The following is a 20667-nucleotide window of genomic DNA, read 5'->3' on the forward strand; positions in this document are numbered from 1 at the left end:
CCTGACGATGACCTGGAGGCAGTGCAGCGAGGGTTGCATGAACGCGCTGTCGTTGAACCTGTAAGAAATAACAGCCGCTAAGTGCATTTGGCGCTTGCGTTTATTCGAACGGCTTATGAAGGACTGTCAATTCTGTCAGTTGTTGCCGAGGCGCTTTGGGGATCCAATGGGCCCGGAGTCCAGTCCATCCCAAGTGTGAGGAGCGGCGACAAATGGCACCTTTCAATGCAAGCGCATCGCAGGCGGGGTCGCTGGATCCCGACTTTGCGGATGCAGGTATCCAGACGCTGAAGTTTCCCGGGTACGTGAAAACCCAAGGCATGGGCCTCGCGGTCGGGCCGTCGGGGGCGGTCATGGTCAGCGCCCTGTTGACCTCCGAATCGGGCCAGACGTCCTACGGCCTGGCACGTCTGTTGGCCGATGGCCGTGTCGACCCGTCGTTTGGCGAAGACGGCTACCTCAGCGGGCAGTTCGCCAATGCAAGGCCTTCCCGGGGCGGGCCGCTGGCGATCCAGGCCGACGGCGCCATTCTGTTGTGCGCCGCTTTCCAGGACACCGCCCTGCGCTGGCGGCAAGTCATTGCCAGGTTTCTGGCGGACGGTTCGCCGGATCTTTCCTTCGGTGAAGATCAGAACGGTTACTTGATCGTCCCCATGCGCGTTCCGGCGCTGGAGGGTTCGGTTTCGGGGCGGATCCTGTTGGCCCGGTCCAGGCCCGGTGCCGCTGTCCACGACAGAATCCTGTACATGGTCGCCGAAAAGGGCGTGGGCCTGCTCGCGCGCTACGATCTCGCCGGCCGGCAAGACTTGGAGTTTTCGCAAGGCTGGGTGCACATCGAGGTGCCGGGGCGTGCCATCACACTGAATCGGCTCCTTGAGCTTGAAACGGGGCGGATCCTGCTCTGCGGCAAGGCCGACGGAGTGCAGGTGCAGGGGCTGGTGCTGGCCTACGGCAACCTGGGTGAGGTGGACACGGACTTCGGGCTGAACGGAGTGCTGTTGCTGAATGTTCAGTATCAGGGCGGGACGGCGGGAAGCCATGTCAGGGATCTGCTGGTGCAATCCCCGTCTCGGTTGCTGGCTGTCGGCGAGGTGTCGGTCAGGGTGGACAGTTCTAACGTTCAGCATGCCCTGATGGTCGGACTGACGCCGCAAGGGGCCACCGACAGTACGTTCAACGGCGGCGCGCCGGTGATTGCCGAAGCGGCGGGTGCCTTCGATCTGAGGCATTGGCTGTCGGGGGCGGTGTTCCGTGAGCAGGCCGCCCAGCGGATCATCGCCGTCGGGCAGACCACCCACGCCGGACGGCTGTTGCTGAGCGGAGGCTACCTGGCTGACGGGGCGGTCGATCCGGACTTCGATGCGGCGGGGGTTGCCGAACTGAAATGGACGCCCGACGATTGCTGCGCACAGGACGGCAGGTTGCTCGTGATCGGTTCAACGACCGACTCGGCGCAAATCATTCGGATGCTGACATAGCCTTCCGGGGCGCTTCGGTGAGGCCCTTCGCCGGTGTGGCGCTGAACTGCATCAGCGCCACACCGGCGATCAGCAGCAGGGCGGCCACCGCTCGCGACGGCGTCACCTGCCGCTGGACGAGGCCGAACAGCCCGAAGTGATCGAGCATCATCGAGGAAACCACTTGCCCGGCCAGCGCCAGGGCCACAAACCCCGAGGCGCCGAGCCTGGGCACCAGCACCACCGCCAGCCCGACGAAACACACCCCGAACGCCCCGCCGGTCCACATCCACAGCGGCGCAACTCCGATCTGCGCCAGCGACGGCAGCGGCAGGCGCATCGCGACCATCACCGGCAACAACACCAGCACACTCACCACCAGCGACGCCATCGTCGCCCACAACGGATGCCCCAGGCCCCGCGCCAGGTTGAGGTTGATCGCACTCTGAAACGGCACCACGGCGCCGGCAAACGCCGCCAACAGCAACAGTCCAGCCCACTGCAAAGTTCCCATGTACGTTCTCCAGGAAGGTTTCGCTGGACTCTAAGGTATTCGTCGCGCAGATTTAAATTCCGTTTTGCTATCCGGAACATGCATCGGATGAATGATCTGCGCCGCATCGACCTCAACCTGCTGGTGATCCTCGACGCCTTGCTCGGCGAGCGCCACGTCACCCGCGCCGCCGAGCGCCTGCATCTGAGCCAGCCGGCGGTCAGCCATGCGCTGGCCCGCTTGCGCGACCTGCTCGGCGATCCGCTGCTGGTGCGGGCCGGCGCCGGCCTGGCGCCCACGGCCCGGGCGCTGGAACTGGCGGCGCCGCTGGCCGAGACCCTGGCGCAGGTGCAGACGCTGCTGGCGCCGAACGCCTTCGACCCGGCCAGCGCCCGGCGCACCTTCCGCGTTGCAATGTCCGACTACGGCGCCGCGATCATCCTGCCGGGGCTGATCCGCACCCTGCGTCACGAAGCGCCGGGCATCGACCTGCAGATCTGCCACGCCAGCCGCGAAGGCATGCTCGAAGGCGTGCTCAACGGTGACATCGACGTCGCCGCCGGCGTCTTCCCCGACCTGCCCGGCGAGCTGCGCAGCACGCCGTTGTTCGAAGAGCGCTACGCCTGCCTGCTGGATCGCCAGAGCCTGCCCGCCGACGGCGTGCTCGACCTGCCCACCTACCTGTCCCGTCCCCACGTCCTGCTGGAAATGCGCGGCAGCGGCACCCCGGAAATCGAACGCACCCTGACGGCCCTGCGCGAACGCCGCCGCGTCGCCGTCAGCCTGCCGCACTGGAGCGTCGCCCCGCAGTTGATCAGCGGCACGGACCTGATCCTGACCGTGGCTTCACGGGCGTTGAATGGCATCGACCGGACATCGCTGGCTGTCGTGCCGCCGCCGTTCGAGATCGCGCCGTTCACCTTTGTGCTGGCGTGGCATGGGCGGCGGGGTGGGGATCAGGCGTTGAATTGGTTGAATCGGCGGATCGGGGAGGGGATAGTGCGCGGCTGATATTCATCAAGGAGCGGGACGTGACAGTGAAGTTGGCTTGGATGGGCTGCGTGGCGCTTTGCGGTGGGCTGATGGCAGGGACAGTGCTCGCTGACTGTGCGCCTGAACCGGTAACGGGATCGCTGGATTTTTCCGTTTGCAAGGCTTGGCCGGCCTACCCCGGTCTGACGCTTTCTGCCGTTTCAACGTTTGAGCCGGATCCGGTGTACGGCAAAAACGGTCGGGTCGGAAGCTACGATTTGAGCTTGGCCGTGCTATCGACCGGTCGTTCTGAGCCGATTGCCACCTACCGCCAACCCGCTGCGTTCCTGTCTGATGCCATTGCGTTGAGTGCCGTTGATCTCGATACCGCCAGGTACAGGCTCACCCCTGAACTTCGTGCGTTTGGTGTCAGGGCCAGCTTCAAGGGCTCCTCCCGCGTCAATCCGATGGATGAAACCTGGCTGACCCTGTATGTAAAGGAGGGCGACAAGTTGCGCCCGGTGTTGGATCGACTTGTCGTCTCCGACTTCGGTGGCGAGTGGGACGGCAACTGCGCAGGTGAGCGCGCGGGTACGGTTCGCACCCTTGAGATCGGCCAGACCCGTTCACACGGTTACGCCGACCTGATCGTAAAGTCGGTCACTACCTGGCTCGTCGGTGAGGGCGACCCGCAGACGTGCGAGCTGAAAACCACGACGGGTAAACCCGTCCTCACCACGCTTCGATACGACGGGAAGTCCTATGTGCTGCCCGCAGGCTTCAAAGGTGTCTGACGGATGCCTGATACACGACTTTTTCAAGGAAGACCCATGCTGACTCCAACCCGACTGCTCATCGTCCTGGGCCTTCTGGCCATCACCGCCCAAGCCCAGGCCGCCTGCGAAACCAAGCCCTTCAACGGCCATTCCCTGTCCCGCTGCAAGATTTGGCCGGCCTTCGCGAATCAGGCGATTTCCGCCAAGTCCTCGTTCGTGCCGGATGCGGACGGCGGTCAGGACGGCGTATTCGACCTGGAACTGTCGGTCGTCAACGCCTCCAGCCTCAAGCCGTTGGTCACCTACGTCAAACCCGGCGCCTTCAACTCCGATGCCATCCGCTTCGACGACCTCAAGATCGATACCGCCCGTTACCGCTTGGCGACGGAAGTGCGGGCGTTCGGGCTGCGTTCCAGTTTCGGCCATAGCTCCCGGGCCAACCCCTACGAGAAAACCGACCTGGCGCTGTATGTCCGCGAGGGCGACAAGCTGCGGCCGGTGCTGGAGGGACTGGTGGTCTACAAGAACAGCGGCGAGTGGATGGCCAATTGCGAAGGCGAGGGCAAGACGCTTCGCCGTACCCTTGAGGTCGGGCCGCAGACCCACCACGGGTTTTCCGACCTGATCGTGACCACCAAAGGCACGCAACTGAAGACCGTCAAGTCGGGCCAGGCGTGCGTGTCCAGCACCACGGAACTGGCCGCCACCCAAATCACCCTGAGCTACGACGGCCGGCAGTACACCGTCCCCGAAGACCTGCGAGGTTACTGAAACGATGCTCACCGGGCTCAATCACCTGACCCTCGCGGTCACCGACCTTGCGAGCAGCCTGGCGTTCTACCGGGACCTGCTGGGCCTGCGTGTCGAGGCCACCTGGGACGCCGGTGCCTACCTGTCGCTGCCGGGCCTTTGGCTGTGCCTGTCGTTGGATCCCGAGCGCAACTCCGAACCCGCCGCCGACTACACCCATTACGCCTTCAGCCTCGGCGAAGTCGATTTCCTGCCGTTCGTGCAGAGGCTCCGTGCCGCGAACGTGCGGGAATGGCGGGACAACCGCAGCGAAGGTGCGTCGTTCTACTTTCTCGACCCGGACGGCCACAAGCTTGAGGCCCATGTCGGCGACCTGGCTTCGCGGTTGGCCGCATGTCGGCAAAAGCCCTATGCAGGCATGCGTTTTTTCAACGGACCGTGAATATTCGCCAAACGCTGGGATAGACTGGCGGCCACGTTTTCCGGCGCTTGCAGGTTTTCCATGACTTCATCGTTGCTGATGGCCGTGCTGGCCTCGGGGTTCATCTACGGCATCACGCCAGGTCCTGGCGTGCTGGCGGTGTTCGGCATCGGCGCGGCCCGCGGGCGGCGGGCCGGGGCAGGGTTCCTGTGCGGGCACCTGTTGGGCGATGTGGTGTGGTGCAGCACCGCGCTGATCGCCATCGTCGGCGCCCGGGAAATCGGCAGCACGGCGTTCGACGTGCTCGGCGTGCTCAGCGGCCTGTACCTGTTCTGGCTCGGCTGGCGTGCGGTGCGGGCCCGGCGCAGCAACGGCGACCAGCCCCAGGGCGCGGCGCGCCAGCCGTTCTGGCACGGCATCCTGTTCGGCCTGACCAACCCCAAGGCCTACCCGGTGGCGGTGGCGACCTTCACCGCGCTGCTGTCGAGCCGCGCCGAGCTGCTCAACTGGTCGATGCTGCCGATGCTCATCGCCTTGAGCTTCCTGGGCGGCCTGCTGGCCTACGCTATTCTCATCGGCATCGTCGGCGCCCGTCAGGTGCGCACGCTGTATCAGCGCCATGAGCTGGCGATCACCCGGCTGTGCGGGGTGATGTTCATCGGCTTCGCCGTCAACGCGCTGGTGCATGCGTTGCCGGGGCTGATGCCGAACAAGGCTTGAAACCGAACGCAAGGATGCGCAGTAGCCAGGTCAGGGACGGTTGATCAGTGCTGTATTGTCCGGACACCTACGCCGAACCATGGAAAGCCGAAACTCCGCGCCGCTGGCGAGCTACATCGATCTGTTGCTGGACGCCGTCTGCGCGGTGGATAAACAGGGCCGTTTCGTTTTTGTCAGTGCCGCCTGCGAACGGATTCTCGGCTACACGCCCGACGAACTGATCGGCCAAGCGATGATCGACTTCGTCCACCCGGCCGACCGCGAGCGCACCCTGGGGGCGGCCCGCGAGATCATGGGCGGCGAGCCCAAGCACAACTTCGAGAACCGCTACGTGCGCAAGGACGGCAGCGTCGTGCACATCCTGTGGTCGGCGCGCTGGTCGGAGGTCGACCAACTGCGCATCGCCGTGGCGCGGGACATCACCGAACGCAAGCAGGCCGAGTCCCGGCAGGCCGCGCTCTACGCGATCTCCGAAGCGGCCCATGCGGCGGAGGATCTGCTGGCGCTGTTCAAGCGCATCCACCTGATCATCGGCGAATGGTTGCCGGCGCTGAATTTTTCCGTGGCGCTGTATGACGAGCACTGCGCGCAGCTGAACTTTCCCTATCACGTCGTCGACGATGAGCGCCGACCGGAGCAGCCCGGCACGGTGACCGGACGCCTGTGCGCGGAGGTGATCCGCACCGGGCAGCCGATTCTGTTGACGCCCGACAGCGCCGACGCGCCTGCGGGGTTCGAGGAACTGGTGGCCGGGCAGCACGGCCCGTGCTGGCTGGGCGTGCCGCTGAACTCGAAGAACGGCACCATCGGTGCGCTGATCGTCAAGAGCCTGCCCGGCGGCGAACGCTACACCGAGCGGGACAAGGAACTGCTGCAATACGTCTGCGCCCAGATCGCCACGGCCATCGAGCGCCAGCAACTGCACGCCCGCCTGCGCCACATGGCGCAATACGACCAGCTCACCCAACTGCCCAACCGTGAACTGCTGCGCGAGCGGCTCAAGGCCTCCCTGGCCTTTGCGCGGGAGCAGTCGGGGTACATGGCGCTGCTGTATGTCGACCTGGACCGCTTCAAGCAGGTCAACGACACGCTGGGCCACCCGGTCGGCGACATGCTGCTGCAGACCGTGGCCAACCGCCTCACAGGCTGCGTGCGCGAAACCGACACGGTGGCGCGGATCGGCGGCGACGAGTTCATCGTGCTGCTGCACAGCATTCACGCCGCCGACGATGCCGACGGCGTGGCGGAAAAGATCCGACAGGTGCTGGTGCAACCCATGCGCCTGGACGGCCACAACCTGCACATCCAGCCGAGCATCGGCGTCGCCCGCTATCCCGAGCACGGCAGCGAAGAACAGCAACTGTTCCGCCACGCCGACCAGGCCATGTACGCCGCCAAACGCCTGAACCACCGTGCCCTGGACAGCTGAACGACGCTCGCCGTTCGTCGCGGCACCGGCAACTTTTCTAAACCTTTGACGGTCAGGCAATTCTCAACCTAGGCGGGCACCTGCTCGCCACGATCAACGCCAAGAGGTAGAGAATCATGCCTAATTCAAGAAACTCGAACTCGGGAAACTTCGCCAACGACCGGAGCAAGGCGTCCGAGGCCGGCCGCAAGGGTGGGAAAACCACCACCACGACCGTCGACAAGGATCCGGGCAAGGCCGAAATGGGCCGCAAGCCTGCGCAGAAGTCGAAGTAGCCGTTTGATTGAGAGGCGGGGGCGCGAGCTCCCGCTTGAATGCTTCAGAGAAGGAGGGCGCGACCATGAGCCGCAAGGCCTGCCGAGTCCGCAACATCAGTTTCTTCACCCTGCTGGCGCTGGGCGCAGGCAACGCGCTCGCCCAGTCGCCCGCCGACTTCATCAACGACGCGTCGGCCAAAGGCATGGCCGACATCGAAGCCAGCCGCCTGGCGCACCAGAAGTCCGAATCCAAAGAGGTTAAGGACTACACCATCGTGGTCATCAACGACCGCACCACCGCCAACCAGCACCTGGCGAAGATCGCCAGGAAACTCGACTTGCCGGTGGCGTCCCGCGACGACATGGCCGACAAGGCCAAGACGCTGATGCCAGAAGCCCTGGAGGGCGCGACCTTCGACCAGGCCTACGCCGCCAGTCAGGTCAAGGCGACGGAGGAGGCCATCCAGCAGATCGAGCAGGAGGCGCAGACCACCGACGTGCCTGAGATCAAGGCCTTCGCCGCCGAGACCCTGCCCAAACTGCAGAACCACCTGGAAATGGCCAGGGCCCTGCAGGCCAGCCGCTGACGCCGATGCCTGTGGTGCGCCGCACCCCAGGCATCGCATCAACAGTCGTTCAGGTTCTGCTTCGGCTTGCTCTTGCCCCCCAGCCCCTCCAGGTCGAACACCTCGTTTTCGCCCAGTGAGCGGTAATGCTTGCGCAACGCCTCCAACTGCTTCAGATCCAGCGACTCCAGCCCCAGCATCGCGTTCTGCGCCTCCTGGGTGACCCGCAGCAACTCGTCCAGCTTCAGGTGCAGGATGTCCGTGTCACGGTTCTGGGTGTTCTGGATCAAGAACACCATCAGGAACGTGATGATGGTGGTCGAGGTGTTGATGATCAGTTGCCAGGTGTCGTTGTAACCGAACAACGGCCCGCTCAACCCCCATAGCCCGATCAGGATCAACGCGCCCATGAACGTCTTGGGGCTGCCGGCCCACAGGGCGAGTGTCTGGGAGATCTTGGCGAATTTCATGGCGGTGATCCTCTAGCGGATGTGCTTGAAATTCTGACATCGGTAGTGAGATGAAAATTCTCTATGGCCAGGTCTGTGCTTGCCCGGAAGGATTTCTGTTTCGTCGGCCAAATGCCTTTTGCGGAGGGAGCTTTCCTTGTTTGGGTTTGCGTCTAGGCTCAAGTGGCAGTCAATTTGCCAGTACGCAAATGCACGGATAGAAACCTAGCTAGGGGTCACACATGGAATTCTTCGAAAAACTAGTCAGTCTTGCCGCCAAAGTCCGGTTGCAAAGTGCAGCCATCCAGACAGAGGAGGCTACGAAAAATGCGTTTGTCATGCCCTTCATCAGCACCGTCCTGGGCTACGACGTGTTCGATCCGACTGAGGTAATGCCAGAGTTTGTTTGCGACATCGGTACAAAAAAGGGAGAGAAGATTGACTACGCCATCATGAAGGAAGGTGAAGTTCAGATTCTCATCGAATGCAAGAAAATCGGAGAGCCGCTTCATATCAACCATGCCTCCCAACTGTTTCGCTACTTTCACGTCACCAGCGCTCGCATTTCCATTCTTACCAATGGGCAGGTCTACAAGTTTTTCACTGATCTGGATGCCCCTAACAAGATGGATGAGAAACCGTTCCTCGAACTGGATCTGCTGGATATCGACGAATACTCGGTTCCCGAGCTGATCAAACTGACCAAGTCTGCTTTCGATGTTGATTCGATCATCAATGCTGCTGGGGAGTTGAAGTATGTCAGTCAGATAAAAAAGGTCATCGCTTCACAGGTCAGCCAACCGGATGACGATTTCGTCAAAGTATTTGCATCCCGGGTTTACGACGGCGTGATCACGCAGAAAGTACGGGATCAGTTTCATGAGTTGACGAAGAAGGCTGTTGTTCAGTTTCTCAACGATCAAATCAATGATCGACTCAAGTCGGCCATGAGCGGCGCTATTCAGCCGGCCTTGGCTTCTATTCCCACAGCAACGAATGGAACCGATCCAGTTGAACCGCGGGATGAGTCCGACGACAAGGTACTGACGACGCTGGAGGAGCTGGAGGGTTACCACATCGTTCGTGCGGTCGTGCGGTCTGTCGTCGATGCCAAAAGAATTGTCCAGCGTGATACTCAGAGCTATTTCGGGATCCTGCTTGATGACAACAATCGCAAGCCAATTTGTCGTCTGCATTTCAATCGTTCCCAGAAATACATCGGCATTTTCGACGAAGAAAAGAACGAAACCCGACATCCCATCAATTCGGTGGACGATATCTACGAGTACTCAGACCAACTGAAAAAGACAGTGGGTTTCTACAACTGATTCAATTCAAAAAGGACCGGCCTGTCTGGCCGGTTTTTTTGTGGGTACAAATCATTGGGTGATCACCAATTCAACCGACCAGCTGAAACACCCCGCCACCTCGCAGCGCTGATTGACCAACATGAAATCGAACCGGCAGGGCGTCGAGCCCTTTGCCGTTGCCGAGCAATGCCAGTAATGGTCATCGGCCTGGTGGCTGCCCGGTTCGGTCGGGTTGGCGGGATCGGGGGCGGGAACGGTCAGGCCGGGTTTGACGACCAGCTTGGGTGCGGAAAGAACGCTGCTGTCGCCGATGTCCATGGCGTAGAACACCACGCTATGTTCGGCGATCAGGCTGATGGATCTTCCGCGCAGGTGACATTCGTCGCCGATGTTCATCGGGAGTGTCAATTTGCTGTCATTTCCGCTTTTTTTGCCAACGGCGTTTCCGCTGATCGCAAGAACGAAACCTGCATCGATGACCGTGGGGTTGTCGGGATCCAGGCTGGGGTCCGGGTATCTCGCCAGCAGGGACTCGGCATCGACGATCAACAGTGCGCTGAGCGCCTTGGCAGGGCGGGTCGACGGCGGTGGGATCGGTTCGGAAGTCATCATGGATTCCTTTCATGATGTTGGCGAAGTGCGACCGCCCCGGCCATGACAGGCATCCTGTTCCGTGCGGGGCGGTGGCGGATCCGGCAGGCCCCCCGTCGCCGGGAGGCCCGGAGCCTCGTCAGTTGTGGATGGAGATGAACGGATCCCAGGAGCAGCAGCCGACGATCTGGCAGTTGCGGTCGACGATCAGGAAATGGAAATGGTAGGTCACGCGGCCGCATGCCAGGGTTTCGGACGACCAGTAGTGGTTGTCGACCTTCTGGCAGCTGGGCACCGACGGATTGCTGGTGTTCGGCACGGCGACGCACGCCGTGGCCTTGCGCGGCGAGGGCGGCGAGATCAGGTCGTTGCCCTGGTTGCCGATGAACTTGTAGAAGATCACCGCGTTTTCGAAGCTCTGCGACAGGCTGGTCTCACGCCAGCGGATCAGGTCGCCGACCTGGGCCTTGATGTCCAGTTCGCCCCCGGCCTGACCGCTGACCACGTTGTCCTGGTTGGTGACCATGTAGACGTGTTTCCAGTCGATCAGCGTCGGCGAGGCCGGGTTCTTGCTGATGCCGGGGTAGTTTTTCAGAATGGTTTCGGTGTCGATAGAGACCAGCACATCCGTGACTCGAGACATGGTAAAGCTCCTTGTTCATAGTGAATGCCTGGCTGTTGACGAGCCCGGCAACGCTTGCCTGTCGCTTGGCCGTTGCTAGCACACTACGGACGGAACCCACCGGTCATGGGGTTTGAGCTGGCCGTGCTCCCTGCACGAAATCGAATGCGTCGGGTTCCTTCCGACTGCCGCCCATTGACTATAGGTAGCTTTTTTTAGCTGTCAAAACTGAGTCATCGACGGTTCGACGAACGGTCGCTTTGGCGTCATGGCAAAGCGACGCTTCGGAGCGGTTCGACGGTTTGGCTGCGGACACGGATTGCAACGTGTCGCTCTGGAGCTGAGCGCAAGGGAGGGGGTATCGTAGCGAACCGCTGGAACGCCCACCGACAGGAGTACGCAATGAGCTGGTCCGCCAAGCAATACGTCGCTTTCGAAGATGAACGCACCCGTCCGGCCCGTGACCTGTTGGCGGCGATCCCCACGCCCGAGGCGCGCACGGTGGTCGACATCGGCTGCGGCCCCGGCAATTCGACCGAGCTGCTGGTGCCGCGCTTTCCGGGGGCGCAGGTGCGCGGGCTGGACAGTTCGCCGGACATGATCGAGGCCGCCCGCAAGCGCCTGCCGCAGTTGCGGTTCGAGGTGGCAGACATCGATGCGTGGGCCGAGGAAGGCCCGTTCGATGTGATCTTCGCCAACGCGGTGTTGCAGTGGGTGCCCGACCACGCGACGTTGCTGCCGGCGCTGGCGGGCAAGCTTGCGTCCGGGGGCAGTCTGGCGATCCAGATGCCGGACAACCTCAATGAACCGTCCCACCGGCTGATGCGCGAAGTCGCCGCCAACGGGCCCTGGGCCGACAAATTGGCGGGCGCCGCCGGGCAGCGCACCGAAATGGCGGATGCCAGCGGTTACTTTTCGATGCTGCGGCCGCACTGCGCACGGGTCGATGTGTGGCGCACTACCTATCACCATCCGCTGCCTGGCGGGGCGGCAGGGGTGGTGGAGTGGTTCAAGGGCAGCGGCCTGATTCCGTTCCTCAGCCCCCTCACGGAAACGGAGCGGGCGCAGTACCTGGAGCAGTATCTGGCGGCCGTGGCTAAGGCCTATCCGGCGTTGCCTGACGGTTCGGTGCTGTTGCCGTTTCCTCGGCTGTTCATTGTCGCTACGCGTTGAGGAAGCGGTGGTGGGCGCCGGACGGGGCGCTTTCTGAGGGCGATAGTTTGATCCGGGATGTTTAATGCAGGTTCATGATTTGCCGAAGCTTCCCACACGGTTTTCAGGTTGTCCGTCGGAAGCTGGCTCTCTAGCCTGAGCGGGTCGCTGACAAATCGGCGACCGGGATTGGAACCCCGAACATCACTGAAAGCAAACGCACCTTTCATGACGTATGCTGCGCACCTTGATGGTGTGCGCTCCGCTATGGCGGCTGTGCGCGGGAGACTTCGAGTCTGCCGGGTTTTGCTCAGTGGCCCGGGTTCCAACCTGCGTACAGCTGCCACCCTTCGCGTGGAACCGAAGGCGGCAGCTCTGACCATCACGCTGAGTAAAAAATCATGAAAAAACCAACACCGAATCCGCCCGAAACCCCCACCGATCCAACATCCCCCTACACCTCGATCGACTCACGAAAACTCCACGAAGCCGCAGAACGCGCGCTCGACCATTACCTGAATCCGGCCGCCGGGATCATGGCCACGTCCCTCGACGCCGAACCCATGTACCTCCCCAACCCCGTCTACGACACCGAATCCCTGCTGGCCAACGCCAGCGAGAACCTCGGCTCGGCCTCGGAAATGCTCAACAACTTCGCCGCCGTGCTGGACGCCGGCCACCGCCGGACCGCGCTGGGCATTGCGCAACTGGTGGCGCTGGGGGAAGTGGCGGTGAACCAGGCGTTGGATAACGTCGAACCGAAGGGGTGACGAGGCTTTTGGGGCAGGCACAAAAAAACCGGTCATCGCGACCGGTTTTCTCTTTCAGTTGCCGCTCTGCTGCAGCACCTTGAGCGCCGCCGACGCCAGAAACCCCGAGCGGCTCTTTTCCTCGGGATGATGCAGCACGTATTCATCGATCCGGTTGAGCAGATACCCCGGCAGCGTGATGTTGAGTTTCTGTGCCTTGCCCAGGTACTTGGTCACATCGATGTCCACGACAGCCCAAGTGCAGCCTGCGTACTTGGGATTGGCGGCGTGCAGCGTGACCTTGTTGGCCGGCGGGATGGGCGAACCGTCCTCCGCCAGAATCTCGAAATGGCCTTCAATGGCTTCACGGGCCATGGCCATCGCATCGTCCAGGTCGTCGCCGGCGGAGAAGCACCCCGGAATGTCAGGCACCTCCACGCCCCAAGCCTGTTCGTCATCGCCCACCGAAATCGCAATCGGGTAAAGCATGTTCATTGTCCTCCATGGCGACTGGCCTTGCGGGTCAAAGCAGCGCCTGTTGCAGAATGCTGATGGCCGTCTTCTTGAGCAGATCCTTCTTCGGATGCGGCACCGTCACCAGACCGGGTTTGGTCGGGTGCTTGAAGTGATGATGGCTGCCGCGGACCCGCACCAGATACCAACCGTCCGCGACGAGTTGGCCGATTAGAAAACGGCTGTTCACAACACCTCCTTGTGGTGTGCTTGGTGGGTACTATACCTACGAGCTTTTTATGATCAACACCATAACCACCAGGCGGTGGCTCGCTCAGTGACAAACGGTGGCGTCGATCAGTCTAGGCAGCGGTGAAACCGAGGCGAGAGGCGTGTGTTGCATGCCGTTGCGGTCGGATGCCCGCCCACGAAACAGAGAATCCAAGACACAAAAAAACCGGCCCTATAGGCCGGTTTTTTTCATCCCCGTCAAATGACGCGGGACTGAAATCTGATTGGAGCGGGTGAAGGGAATCGAACCCTCGTTATCAGCTTGGGAAGCTGGAGTAATGCCATTATACGACACCCGCTCGGAACGGCTGACTTTGTACCAGACTCGGGCGCGGAATTGAAGTTTTCTTTGCGCGCGGTGCTCTGAAAGTCCTGAAGCAGACGTGCAGTCGGTCATTCGCGGGCAAGCGCTGCGGGCGTGAAGTCGGTAACGGCTTCAGTGGCGCAGGCTTGCTCGCGACGACGTTTTTTCAGATGGCCAATGCATGGTAGTCCTGGGCGAACGCGTTGCGCGCGCGGCTGCTGTGTTGCGCAGGTTTCAGGAAACCCAGCAATGCCTTGCGGCTGCCTTCGCAGGCGGCCTTGTGTTCCATGTCGAGGAAGTGGCCGGTGGCCTGCAGTGTGGTGAAGGTGCTCAGTTGCACATGGTTGCCGAACAGCTTGGCGTCCACGGCCGAGGTGTACTCGTCCCATTCGCCGTTCATGAACAGCACCGGCACGTCGATTTGCTTGGCGGCGCGCAGGTAGCAGTCGCGGTCGTTGTTCAGCACTTCGTTGATGTGAAAGTGCATCTGCCCGTATTCGTGCTCGGCCAGGCTGCTGACGTGGCGGTAGTTGAAGCGCTTGAACAGCGACGGCAGGTGCTTGCCGATGGTGTTGTTCACCAGGTGGCCGACGCGGTCGCGGTCCAGGTTGCCGAGGTGTTCGACGCCGCGTTCGAGGTAGTCGCGCATCGGTTCGTTGATCACCGGCGAGAACGAGCTGATCACGGCCCTTTCGATGCGCCGGGGACGATGCGCCAAGGCCATCATGGTGGCGGCGCCGCCCCAGGAGAACGACAGCACATGCTCGGCGGCGAAGTGGTCGATCAGCTCCAGCAGGATCTGGGCCTCGACTTCCTTGGTCAGCATCCTGTCGTGGCGGTTGTGCGCCTTGGAGCGGCCAGCGTAGGGCTGGTCGTAGCAGACCACGTTGAATTGCGGGTGCAGGTTCTTGACGGTTTGCGCAAACGACGCAGTCGTGGCCATCGAGCCGTTGACCAAGATGATGGTCTTCTCTGCGGCGTCTGCGCGATAGAACTCCGTGTAAACCCGATACTGACCCTGTATATCCAGCACAGCGATTTCTGGCCTCATGTCATAAGACTCCTGGCAAGCGGGTATGCGCGCAAAAGATTGCACGAGCTTTGTGACAGGTAGGCATACGCCTGGAATTTTGCGGGCCCATGTCGATCCGTTACGGCAGGTCGACGGGTGTTGTTATTGGCGGGCGATCTGCCGGGGGAGGCGGAGCCTTGGGGCTCTCTACCGGCAAAAGGTTTCTTAGAAGTATGTTGTGACTCATCGGTCACATTTTGGCCGACGTCCTGATTCAAGCAGGGGGATCAGGATCGCGCAAGTGCCGTCGGTAAATTGTTCGACAACTTCTGCTGAGCGGTCGCAGGCTTAGAACAAATGGATCTCTTCGGTGCGCAAAGCCCGGTACTCGCCCGGTTTTAGCGCATCGTCCAAATGCAGCGGGCCCATGGATTCGCGGTGCAGGCGCAGCACTTTGTTGTTGAAGTGACCGAACATGCGCTTCACCTGATGGTAGCGGCCCTCGACGATGCTCAACCGCGCCGTTTTCGGGCCGATCACGTCCAGCACCGCCGGCTGCGTGGTCAGGTCCTCGAAGGCGAAGTAGATCCCCTTGGCGAAGGTGCTCGCATATTCCGGGCCGATTTCCTGTTCGGTCTCTACGTAGTAGACCTTCGGCAGTTTGGTCTGCGGCTGGGTGAGGCGCCGCGACCAGGCGCCGTCGTTGGTGATCAGCATCAGTCCGGTGGTGTTGAAGTCCAGCCGGCCGGCGATGTGCAGGTCGTCCTTGTCCGCTTCCAGGATCAGGTCCAGCACGGTCGGATGCTGCGGATCGCGGGTGGCGCTGACGCAGCCCGGCGGCTTGTGCAGCATGAAGTAGCGCGCCGGTTTGCCGGCCTGCAGCACTTCGCCGTCGACCTCGACGCGGCTGAATTCCAGCACGTCGCTGTGCGGGTTGCTGACGATGTTTCCGTCGATGCGCACGCGCTTCTCCACCAGCAGCAGGCGAACTTGCTGACGGTTGTAGCGGGGCAGGTTGCTGAGGAAACGGTCGACGCGCATGGTCAGGAATCGGTGGGCAAAGGGGGGCGCATCTTACGGGATCGGCGTCCCGGACGCTTGCAGTTGCGCTTCGACCTGCGCGCAACGCGGGCACAGGCAGGCGCGGTCGCGCAGCTCGGGCGGCAGGGCCTGGAGCACCGCCGCATCGATGGTCACGCCGTAGCACCAGCAGGCGCGGTCGGCGGTGCGCGGGTCGGCCAGGGTGCAGTCGTTGCGGGCGCCACAGGCCGGGCAGAGGTCAGGTCGAGGGATGTCAGGCATAGGTCGAGTGCGGCATTTCCATGCAGGTGCGGTTGCGGCCGGATTGTTTGGCCCGGTACATCGCATGATCGGCCCGGGACAGCAGGCTGTGCAAGGTGTCGTCCCGTTGCAGGGTGGTGGCGCCGATGCTGACGGTCAGATTCAAGGCTTGGCCGTTGTAGGCATATTCGTGCTGCTCGACATGCCGACGGATCTTCTCGGCAATTTTCTGACCGGTGGCGCTGTCGGTGTCCTTCAGCAAAACGATGAATTCCTCACCGCCCCAGCGGCAGACGATGTCGGAATGGCGCAGGCAGCTTTGCAGGTCGCGGGCGAATCCGATCAGCACCTGGTCGCCGGCCATGTGGCCGTAGGTGTCGTTCAGCGCCTTGAAGTGATCCAGGTCCAGCAGCAGCGCGGTCAGCGGTTTCGGCTCCCGCTGCGCCTCGTGCAGGGCCTGCACGGCGAGCAGGTCGAAGCCGCGCCGGTTCGGCAGTTCGGTGAGGCTGTCGAGGGTGGCCTGGGCGTGGATCTTTTCCTGGAAGCGGCGGATCACCCGGTTGAGCAGGGCCAGCACGATCAGCGTCACCAGCAGGCAGATCAGCAGGTTGAGGTACAGCGACTGGCGGATTTCGCTCAGGGCGCCGTCTTCGCGCTTGTCGACGAACAAGTACCAGTTGAGTTCCGGAATGAACCGCACGTTGAGGAAATGTCCCTGACCGTGGGCGGAATATTCGTAGCTGCCGCTGTGGGGCTTGGGCAACTGGCTGACCAGGTTCTTCATGCTGTCCAGGTCGTTCAGGCTTTTGCCGGTGCGGGCGCCTTCCGGGCCGCCTTCGGCGCCGGTGAGCACCAGCCGGCCGAAGGTGTCGACGAAGTACACGCTGCGCTGGTAGCGCTGCTGGTACTTGTCGATCAGCTTGATCACCGCGTCCACCGTCAGCCCCACGCCGGCCGCGCCGATGAAGCGGCCGTGATAGTCGTAGACCTTGTAGTTGATGAAAAAGGTCATGTTGTCCTTGTTCGCCAGGTCCGGGTCGACGTTGATCTCGTACGGATCCTTCATGTCGCGCACGCGGAAGTACCAGGCATCGCGGGGCTCGTCGATCCTCACCTGCTTGAGCACGCCTTTGGCGTGGTAGTAGGTGTGGGTGCTGTTGGAGACGAAGAACGCGGTGTAGGCGCCGTAATGGGTCATGACTTCGTCGAGGTAACGGGTCATCTGGTCGGTGTCTTTTTCACCGTTCACCACCCAGTCGCGCATGAAGGTGTCGCGGGACATCATCGACGAAATCAGGATCGGTCTGACGAGATCCTTCTGGATTTCCGAGTAAACGGTGTCGGACGTCAGCGGCAGTTCGGTGTTGACGATGTTGTCGCGGATCGAGGTGCGCGAGGCGTAATAGCTGAGCAGCGAGGTGGCCAGGAAACCGGCGCCGAGCAGGATGACCACGGTGATCACCAGCGAGCGTTGGGAGTACAGCGCGGATCTGAGCGGCATGGGCGATTCCCTTGGCGGTGACCTGATGGCAGGCATTCTAGTGGCACGGCGGGGGAAATGGTTGCCCCTGTGCGGAGCGAATCCGATTCGCAGGAACCTTCGTCCGTTTTGGCCTCTCGCCAGGCGCCTGCGCCACTGATCCGAACCCCGGGCGGCATCGGCACTTGGGGGCCGCCAATCAGTCAAAAGAGGTGTCGGCCGGATTCCTTCGTCGTCGGTCGCAGGTCTTTCAGGAGGCCATCATGTTTCGTCGAATCCTGCTGGGTCTGGTGCTCGGTCTTGGTTTGTCGGGATGCTATTACTACGCCGGCACCTACGATGCCTATTCCGCCCCTTACTACTATCCCGGCTACTACTCGCCTTACTCCTACGGCGGCTACTACGGCCCGCGCTACTACGGCGGCGCCCGCTACTACTATTACGGCGGTCACGGGCCCCGTTATTACGGCGGCGGATACCACCGCTGGCACCATTAATCACCCCGTGAATCGGATCGTGGCAGATGAACAACCTTTCATCGGCTACGTGTTTCAAGTTGTTACCGAAACGCACCAGATTCCGAAAACGCTGTCAGATCATTCGTCAGTCACCGAATAAACGACTGACGCCTGCCAGCGTCGCTGGCGTGGCCCACCCGCGGTCCAGGAGGCCGCCATGTATCGCCGAATTCTTCTGCTTGCCGTGATGCTGTTTTCCATTGGCGGATGCGTCCCTTACTCCTACGGAGATGGCTACTACAGTTCGGAGGTCTACACGTCACAGTCGCCGTCGTACTACAACAGTGGTGGCACTTACTACAGCGGGGGCAGCACCTATTACTCTGCTCCGCGCTACTACCAGCCGGCTCCCCGCTATTACTCGGCGCCGCGCTATTACCAACCGGCTCCGCGCTACTATTCGGCGCCGCGCTACTACCAGGCAGCCCCGCGCTACTACGAGAGCCGGCGCTGGCACGACAATGACCGCGGACGCTGGGACGGCCATCGCGGTGGCTGGGATGACCACCGGGGACGTGGCGACCACGACCGTCACGGCGACCGGGGAGACCATAACGGTCGCGGACGCTGGTAACTCACCGCAAAAAAAGCGGCGCATCGAGCGCCGCTTTTTTTGTGTCCGAGATTGGCCGCAGGCCTCAGTAAGCCGACAGATCCGCCAACGGATGCCGCCCCTCCCAGACCTTGTGAAAATGCGCCTCCACCACCGCCTCCGGCACGCGGCTGACATCCGGCCAATGCCAGTGCGGCTTCTGGTCCTTGTCGATCAGCCGTGCCCGCACCCCTTCGCTGAATTCCGGGTGGCGGCAGCAGTTGAGGCTCAAGGTGTATTCCATCTGAAAGACTTCGGCCAACGACAAGTGGCGGGCGCGGACGATCTGTTCCCAGACCAGGTGCGCCGTCAGCGGCGAGCCTTCGCTCAGGGTCTTCGCCGCGCGGGCGATCAGCAGGTCGGCGCTGTCGCGTTGCAGGCTGATGGCTTTCCAGGCGCAGGCCACGTCGCTGACGTCCAGCAGTTCGTCGATCTGCCGGCGCCGCGGCAGCCACTGAGCGTCGGGCATCTGCGCCGCCGCCTCCTGCTGCAGGGCCTTGAGCAGGCTGTTGAGCTGCATGGCGGTCTGTTCCTGCCAGTTCAGTTGCAGCAGGCGCTCGATCAGTTCCGGCTGCTGTTCGTCGAGCAGGAACCGGTCGGCCAGGTCCAGGTCCAGCGCATCGCGGCCGTTCATCTGTGCGCCGGTGAGGCCGAGGAACAGGCCGAGCTTGCCCGGCAGCCGCGACAGGAACCAACTGGCGCCGACGTCCGGGTACAGGCCGATGCTGATTTCCGGCATGGCCAGGCGGCTGCTCGGTGTGACGATGCGGGTGCCGGCGCCTTGCAGCAGGCCCATGCCGCCGCCGAGCACGTAACCGTGGCCCCAGCAGATCAGCGGCTTGGGGTAGGTGTGCAGGCTGTAGTCGAGCCGGTATTCGGCGTTGAAAAACTGTGCGGCCAGGGGCGGCACTTCACCGGGGTGGGCGCGGCAGGCCTCCACCAGGCTGCGCACTTCGCCGCCGGCGCAGAACGCCTTGGCGCCGTTGCCGCGCAACAGTACGCAGACGATTTGCGGATCCTTGGCCCAGGCGCTCAGTTTGTCGCTCAGGGCGTGGATCATCGGCAGGGACAGCGCGTTGAGCGACTTTTCCGCATCCAGGCTGGCGATGCCCAGGCGGGCGCCGTCGGTGCCGGTGCGTTCTTCGAAGTGCAGGTTCATCGTGACCTCGATCGGGAATTTGAGCGTTCAGTATGATCGCTGTACGGGAAAGTGCCGGTTCCGTGTCAGATCAATTGACAAGCGTTGTCGGCTTTCCTAGGGTTCGCCCCATTGTTTTTGCCGGGTATGACCATGACTGCTGACGACCGTATCAAACTCGAACCGAGCTGGAAGGAGGCACTGCGTGCCGAGTTCGACCAGCCCTACATGGCGGAGTTGCGCACTTTCCTGCAGCAGGAGCGGGCGGCCGGCAAGGAGATCTATCCGCCGGGGCCGCTGATCTTCAACGCGCTGAACTCGACGCCGCTGGACAAGGTGAAAGTGGTCATCCTCGGCCAGGACCCGTACCACGGCCCGGGCCAGGCCCATGGCCTGTGCTTCTCGGTGCAGCCGGGCGTGCCGGCGCCGCCGTCGCTGGTCAACATCTACAAAGAGCTCAAGCGCGACCTGAACATCGACATCCCAAACCACGGCTACCTGCAGAGTTGGGCCGATCAGGGCGTGCTGATGCTCAACACCACCATGACCGTCGAGCGCGCCAACGCCAATGCGCACAAGGACAAGGGCTGGCAGTTCTTCACCGACCGGATCATCGAGGTGGTCAGCCAGCGGCAGCCGCACCTGGTGTTCATGCTGTGGGGCTCCCACGCCCAGAGCAAACAGAAGCTGATCGACGCGACCAAGCATCTGGTGCTGACCTCGGTGCATCCGTCGCCGCTGTCGGCCTATCGGGGCTTTCTCGGTTGCGGGCACTTCAGCCGCACCAACAAGTTCCTTGAGCAGAACGGCGAGACGCCGATCCGGTGGCAATTGCCGCCGCTCTGAAACTTGAGGTGAGGGAGCAGGCTCCCTCGCCACATGGG

Annotated in this window: 26 protein-coding genes and 1 tRNA gene; 15 read left to right on the forward strand and 12 right to left on the reverse strand. The window is 62.3% G+C overall.

Annotation, left to right across the window (positions count from 1 at the left end):
* Window positions 1-212: 212 nt before the first annotated feature.
* The gene (locus ACIP0B_RS12180) at window positions 213-1478 is read left to right on the forward strand and encodes a delta-60 repeat domain-containing protein (RefSeq protein WP_400832167.1); all 1266 of its coding nucleotides are present in this window, start codon (window positions 213-215) and stop codon (window positions 1476-1478) included.
* On the opposite strand, the gene ACIP0B_RS12185 is transcribed toward ACIP0B_RS12180, so the two are convergent.
* Window positions 1459-1971, reverse strand: a complete 513-nt coding sequence (locus ACIP0B_RS12185; protein ID WP_400832168.1) for a DMT family transporter — start codon at window positions 1969-1971, stop codon at window positions 1459-1461. The genes ACIP0B_RS12180 and ACIP0B_RS12185 overlap by 20 nt on opposite strands.
* A gap of 78 nt (window positions 1972-2049) precedes the next feature.
* Between ACIP0B_RS12185 and ACIP0B_RS12190 the strand changes: the two genes are divergently transcribed.
* The 8 genes from ACIP0B_RS12190 to ACIP0B_RS12225 all read left to right on the forward strand — a co-directional run bounded on the left by ACIP0B_RS12190 (window position 2050) and on the right by ACIP0B_RS12225 (window position 7862).
* A complete protein-coding gene (locus ACIP0B_RS12190; protein WP_400832170.1) occupies window positions 2050-2961 on the forward strand; it encodes a LysR family transcriptional regulator in 912 nt (303 codons plus the stop codon).
* A gap of 20 nt (window positions 2962-2981) precedes the next feature.
* On the forward strand, window positions 2982-3716 hold the full coding sequence (locus ACIP0B_RS12195; RefSeq protein WP_400832171.1) for a hypothetical protein: 735 nt from the start codon (window positions 2982-2984) through the stop codon (window positions 3714-3716).
* A gap of 36 nt (window positions 3717-3752) precedes the next feature.
* Window positions 3753-4469, forward strand: coding sequence for a hypothetical protein (locus ACIP0B_RS12200; protein WP_400832172.1), 717 nt, complete (start codon window positions 3753-3755; stop codon window positions 4467-4469).
* A 4-nt stretch (window positions 4470-4473) separates the two neighbouring features.
* Window positions 4474-4890 (forward strand): fosfomycin resistance glutathione transferase, encoded by a 417-nt coding sequence (fos, locus tag ACIP0B_RS12205; RefSeq protein ID WP_400832173.1) that lies wholly within the window; start codon window positions 4474-4476, stop codon window positions 4888-4890.
* A 60-nt stretch (window positions 4891-4950) separates the two neighbouring features.
* Window positions 4951-5589: a LysE family translocator gene (locus ACIP0B_RS12210; protein ID WP_085585204.1), complete on the forward strand. Its 639-nt coding sequence runs from the start codon at window positions 4951-4953 to the stop codon at window positions 5587-5589.
* 79 nt (window positions 5590-5668) lie between these two features.
* The gene (locus ACIP0B_RS12215) at window positions 5669-7018 is read left to right on the forward strand and encodes a diguanylate cyclase domain-containing protein (protein WP_400832175.1); all 1350 of its coding nucleotides are present in this window, start codon (window positions 5669-5671) and stop codon (window positions 7016-7018) included.
* 116 nt (window positions 7019-7134) lie between these two features.
* Complete coding sequence (locus tag ACIP0B_RS12220; protein ID WP_400832176.1) at window positions 7135-7293, forward strand: KGG domain-containing protein; 159 nt, start codon at window positions 7135-7137, stop codon at window positions 7291-7293.
* Window positions 7294-7358: 65 nt separating this feature from the next.
* Window positions 7359-7862, forward strand: a complete 504-nt coding sequence (locus ACIP0B_RS12225; RefSeq protein ID WP_400832178.1) for a DUF4142 domain-containing protein — start codon at window positions 7359-7361, stop codon at window positions 7860-7862.
* 38 nt (window positions 7863-7900) lie between these two features.
* Here the strand turns inward: ACIP0B_RS12225 and ACIP0B_RS12230 are convergent, their stop codons facing one another.
* Window positions 7901-8311 (reverse strand): low affinity iron permease family protein, encoded by a 411-nt coding sequence (locus ACIP0B_RS12230; RefSeq protein ID WP_400832179.1) that lies wholly within the window; start codon window positions 8309-8311, stop codon window positions 7901-7903.
* 221 nt (window positions 8312-8532) lie between these two features.
* On the opposite strand from ACIP0B_RS12230, the gene ACIP0B_RS12235 reads away from it, so the two are divergent.
* Entirely contained in the window at window positions 8533-9618 is a 1086-nt protein-coding gene (locus tag ACIP0B_RS12235; RefSeq protein ID WP_400832181.1) for a type I restriction endonuclease, read from the forward strand.
* A gap of 51 nt (window positions 9619-9669) precedes the next feature.
* On the opposite strand, the gene ACIP0B_RS12240 is transcribed toward ACIP0B_RS12235, so the two are convergent.
* Window positions 9670-10209, reverse strand: a complete 540-nt coding sequence (locus tag ACIP0B_RS12240; RefSeq protein WP_400832182.1) for an AidA/PixA family protein — start codon at window positions 10207-10209, stop codon at window positions 9670-9672.
* Between the two features lie 121 nt (window positions 10210-10330).
* Window positions 10331-10834, reverse strand: coding sequence for an inclusion body family protein (locus ACIP0B_RS12245; protein ID WP_400832184.1), 504 nt, complete (start codon window positions 10832-10834; stop codon window positions 10331-10333).
* 381 nt (window positions 10835-11215) lie between these two features.
* Between ACIP0B_RS12245 and tam the strand changes: the two genes are divergently transcribed.
* On the forward strand, window positions 11216-11986 hold the full coding sequence (gene tam / locus ACIP0B_RS12250; protein ID WP_400832185.1) for a trans-aconitate 2-methyltransferase: 771 nt from the start codon (window positions 11216-11218) through the stop codon (window positions 11984-11986).
* A gap of 380 nt (window positions 11987-12366) precedes the next feature.
* Window positions 12367-12735 (forward strand): DUF6124 family protein, encoded by a 369-nt coding sequence (locus ACIP0B_RS12255; RefSeq protein ID WP_400832186.1) that lies wholly within the window; start codon window positions 12367-12369, stop codon window positions 12733-12735.
* A 54-nt stretch (window positions 12736-12789) separates the two neighbouring features.
* Here the strand turns inward: ACIP0B_RS12255 and ACIP0B_RS12260 are convergent, their stop codons facing one another.
* The 7 genes from ACIP0B_RS12260 to ACIP0B_RS12290 form a co-directional block, all read right to left on the reverse strand.
* Complete coding sequence (locus ACIP0B_RS12260) at window positions 12790-13203, reverse strand: type II toxin-antitoxin system HicB family antitoxin (RefSeq protein WP_085585188.1); 414 nt, start codon at window positions 13201-13203, stop codon at window positions 12790-12792.
* Window positions 13204-13237: 34 nt separating this feature from the next.
* Entirely contained in the window at window positions 13238-13417 is a 180-nt protein-coding gene (locus tag ACIP0B_RS12265) for a type II toxin-antitoxin system HicA family toxin (protein WP_007957952.1), read from the reverse strand.
* A gap of 266 nt (window positions 13418-13683) precedes the next feature.
* A tRNA-Gly gene (locus ACIP0B_RS12270) sits at window positions 13684-13757 on the reverse strand.
* A 171-nt stretch (window positions 13758-13928) separates the two neighbouring features.
* Window positions 13929-14813, reverse strand: coding sequence for an alpha/beta fold hydrolase (locus ACIP0B_RS12275; RefSeq protein WP_217893284.1), 885 nt, complete (start codon window positions 14811-14813; stop codon window positions 13929-13931).
* A gap of 309 nt (window positions 14814-15122) precedes the next feature.
* Window positions 15123-15815, reverse strand: a complete 693-nt coding sequence (locus ACIP0B_RS12280; protein ID WP_400832188.1) for a pseudouridine synthase — start codon at window positions 15813-15815, stop codon at window positions 15123-15125.
* A 33-nt stretch (window positions 15816-15848) separates the two neighbouring features.
* A complete protein-coding gene (locus ACIP0B_RS12285; protein WP_400832218.1) occupies window positions 15849-16067 on the reverse strand; it encodes a cysteine-rich CWC family protein in 219 nt (72 codons plus the stop codon).
* 1 nt (window position 16068) lies between these two features.
* A complete protein-coding gene (locus ACIP0B_RS12290) occupies window positions 16069-17556 on the reverse strand; it encodes a diguanylate cyclase domain-containing protein (RefSeq protein WP_400832189.1) in 1488 nt (495 codons plus the stop codon).
* Window positions 17557-17798: 242 nt separating this feature from the next.
* Here ACIP0B_RS12290 and ACIP0B_RS12295 point away from each other — a divergent pair, with 242 nt between their 5' ends.
* Together ACIP0B_RS12295 and ACIP0B_RS12300 are read left to right on the forward strand one after the other, a co-directional pair.
* Window positions 17799-18032: a hypothetical protein gene (locus ACIP0B_RS12295; protein WP_400832190.1), complete on the forward strand. Its 234-nt coding sequence runs from the start codon at window positions 17799-17801 to the stop codon at window positions 18030-18032.
* A 178-nt stretch (window positions 18033-18210) separates the two neighbouring features.
* Window positions 18211-18627 carry a hypothetical protein gene (locus ACIP0B_RS12300; RefSeq protein WP_400832191.1) on the forward strand — a complete coding sequence of 139 codons (417 nt, stop codon included), beginning with the start codon at window positions 18211-18213 and terminating at the stop codon, window positions 18625-18627.
* 64 nt (window positions 18628-18691) lie between these two features.
* On the opposite strand, the gene ACIP0B_RS12305 is transcribed toward ACIP0B_RS12300, so the two are convergent.
* Window positions 18692-19804, reverse strand: coding sequence for an enoyl-CoA hydratase/isomerase family protein (locus tag ACIP0B_RS12305; RefSeq protein WP_400832193.1), 1113 nt, complete (start codon window positions 19802-19804; stop codon window positions 18692-18694).
* Window positions 19805-19936: 132 nt separating this feature from the next.
* Between ACIP0B_RS12305 and ung the strand changes: the two genes are divergently transcribed.
* On the forward strand, window positions 19937-20629 hold the full coding sequence (ung, locus tag ACIP0B_RS12310; protein WP_085633092.1) for a uracil-DNA glycosylase: 693 nt from the start codon (window positions 19937-19939) through the stop codon (window positions 20627-20629).
* Window positions 20630-20667: the final 38 nt, after the last annotated feature.

Origin of the sequence: Pseudomonas sp. NPDC089534 (assembly GCF_044749305.1) — a bacterium.
Lineage (GTDB): Bacteria > Pseudomonadota > Gammaproteobacteria > Pseudomonadales > Pseudomonadaceae > Aquipseudomonas > Aquipseudomonas ekonensis.

What these genes read in the sequence shown, in the direction of transcription:
- ACIP0B_RS12230 (WP_400832179.1), bottom strand. Translation starts at nt 8,311, where the DNA reads ATGAAATTCGCCAAGATCTCCCAGACACTCGCCCTGTGGGCCGGCAGC.
- tam (WP_400832185.1), top strand. Translation starts at nt 11,216, where the DNA reads ATGAGCTGGTCCGCCAAGCAATACGTCGCTTTCGAAGATGAACGCACC.
- ACIP0B_RS12180 (WP_400832167.1), top strand. Translation starts at nt 213, where the DNA reads ATGGCACCTTTCAATGCAAGCGCATCGCAGGCGGGGTCGCTGGATCCC.
- ACIP0B_RS12200 (WP_400832172.1), top strand. Translation starts at nt 3,753, where the DNA reads ATGCTGACTCCAACCCGACTGCTCATCGTCCTGGGCCTTCTGGCCATC.
- ACIP0B_RS12305 (WP_400832193.1), bottom strand. Translation starts at nt 19,804, where the DNA reads ATGAACCTGCACTTCGAAGAACGCACCGGCACCGACGGCGCCCGCCTG.
- ACIP0B_RS12280 (WP_400832188.1), bottom strand. Translation starts at nt 15,815, where the DNA reads ATGCGCGTCGACCGTTTCCTCAGCAACCTGCCCCGCTACAACCGTCAG.
- fos (WP_400832173.1), top strand. Translation starts at nt 4,474, where the DNA reads ATGCTCACCGGGCTCAATCACCTGACCCTCGCGGTCACCGACCTTGCG.
- ACIP0B_RS12190 (WP_400832170.1), top strand. Translation starts at nt 2,050, where the DNA reads ATGCATCGGATGAATGATCTGCGCCGCATCGACCTCAACCTGCTGGTG.
- ACIP0B_RS12255 (WP_400832186.1), top strand. Translation starts at nt 12,367, where the DNA reads ATGAAAAAACCAACACCGAATCCGCCCGAAACCCCCACCGATCCAACA.
- ACIP0B_RS12210 (WP_085585204.1), top strand. Translation starts at nt 4,951, where the DNA reads ATGACTTCATCGTTGCTGATGGCCGTGCTGGCCTCGGGGTTCATCTAC.
- ACIP0B_RS12300 (WP_400832191.1), top strand. Translation starts at nt 18,211, where the DNA reads ATGTATCGCCGAATTCTTCTGCTTGCCGTGATGCTGTTTTCCATTGGC.
- ACIP0B_RS12220 (WP_400832176.1), top strand. Translation starts at nt 7,135, where the DNA reads ATGCCTAATTCAAGAAACTCGAACTCGGGAAACTTCGCCAACGACCGG.
- ACIP0B_RS12215 (WP_400832175.1), top strand. Translation starts at nt 5,669, where the DNA reads ATGGAAAGCCGAAACTCCGCGCCGCTGGCGAGCTACATCGATCTGTTG.
- ung (WP_085633092.1), top strand. Translation starts at nt 19,937, where the DNA reads ATGACTGCTGACGACCGTATCAAACTCGAACCGAGCTGGAAGGAGGCA.
- ACIP0B_RS12235 (WP_400832181.1), top strand. Translation starts at nt 8,533, where the DNA reads ATGGAATTCTTCGAAAAACTAGTCAGTCTTGCCGCCAAAGTCCGGTTG.
- ACIP0B_RS12245 (WP_400832184.1), bottom strand. Translation starts at nt 10,834, where the DNA reads ATGTCTCGAGTCACGGATGTGCTGGTCTCTATCGACACCGAAACCATT.
- ACIP0B_RS12275 (WP_217893284.1), bottom strand. Translation starts at nt 14,813, where the DNA reads ATGAGGCCAGAAATCGCTGTGCTGGATATACAGGGTCAGTATCGGGTT.
- ACIP0B_RS12225 (WP_400832178.1), top strand. Translation starts at nt 7,359, where the DNA reads ATGAGCCGCAAGGCCTGCCGAGTCCGCAACATCAGTTTCTTCACCCTG.
- ACIP0B_RS12185 (WP_400832168.1), bottom strand. Translation starts at nt 1,971, where the DNA reads ATGGGAACTTTGCAGTGGGCTGGACTGTTGCTGTTGGCGGCGTTTGCC.
- ACIP0B_RS12260 (WP_085585188.1), bottom strand. Translation starts at nt 13,203, where the DNA reads ATGCTTTACCCGATTGCGATTTCGGTGGGCGATGACGAACAGGCTTGG.
- ACIP0B_RS12295 (WP_400832190.1), top strand. Translation starts at nt 17,799, where the DNA reads ATGTTTCGTCGAATCCTGCTGGGTCTGGTGCTCGGTCTTGGTTTGTCG.
- ACIP0B_RS12290 (WP_400832189.1), bottom strand. Translation starts at nt 17,556, where the DNA reads ATGCCGCTCAGATCCGCGCTGTACTCCCAACGCTCGCTGGTGATCACC.
- ACIP0B_RS12240 (WP_400832182.1), bottom strand. Translation starts at nt 10,209, where the DNA reads ATGACTTCCGAACCGATCCCACCGCCGTCGACCCGCCCTGCCAAGGCG.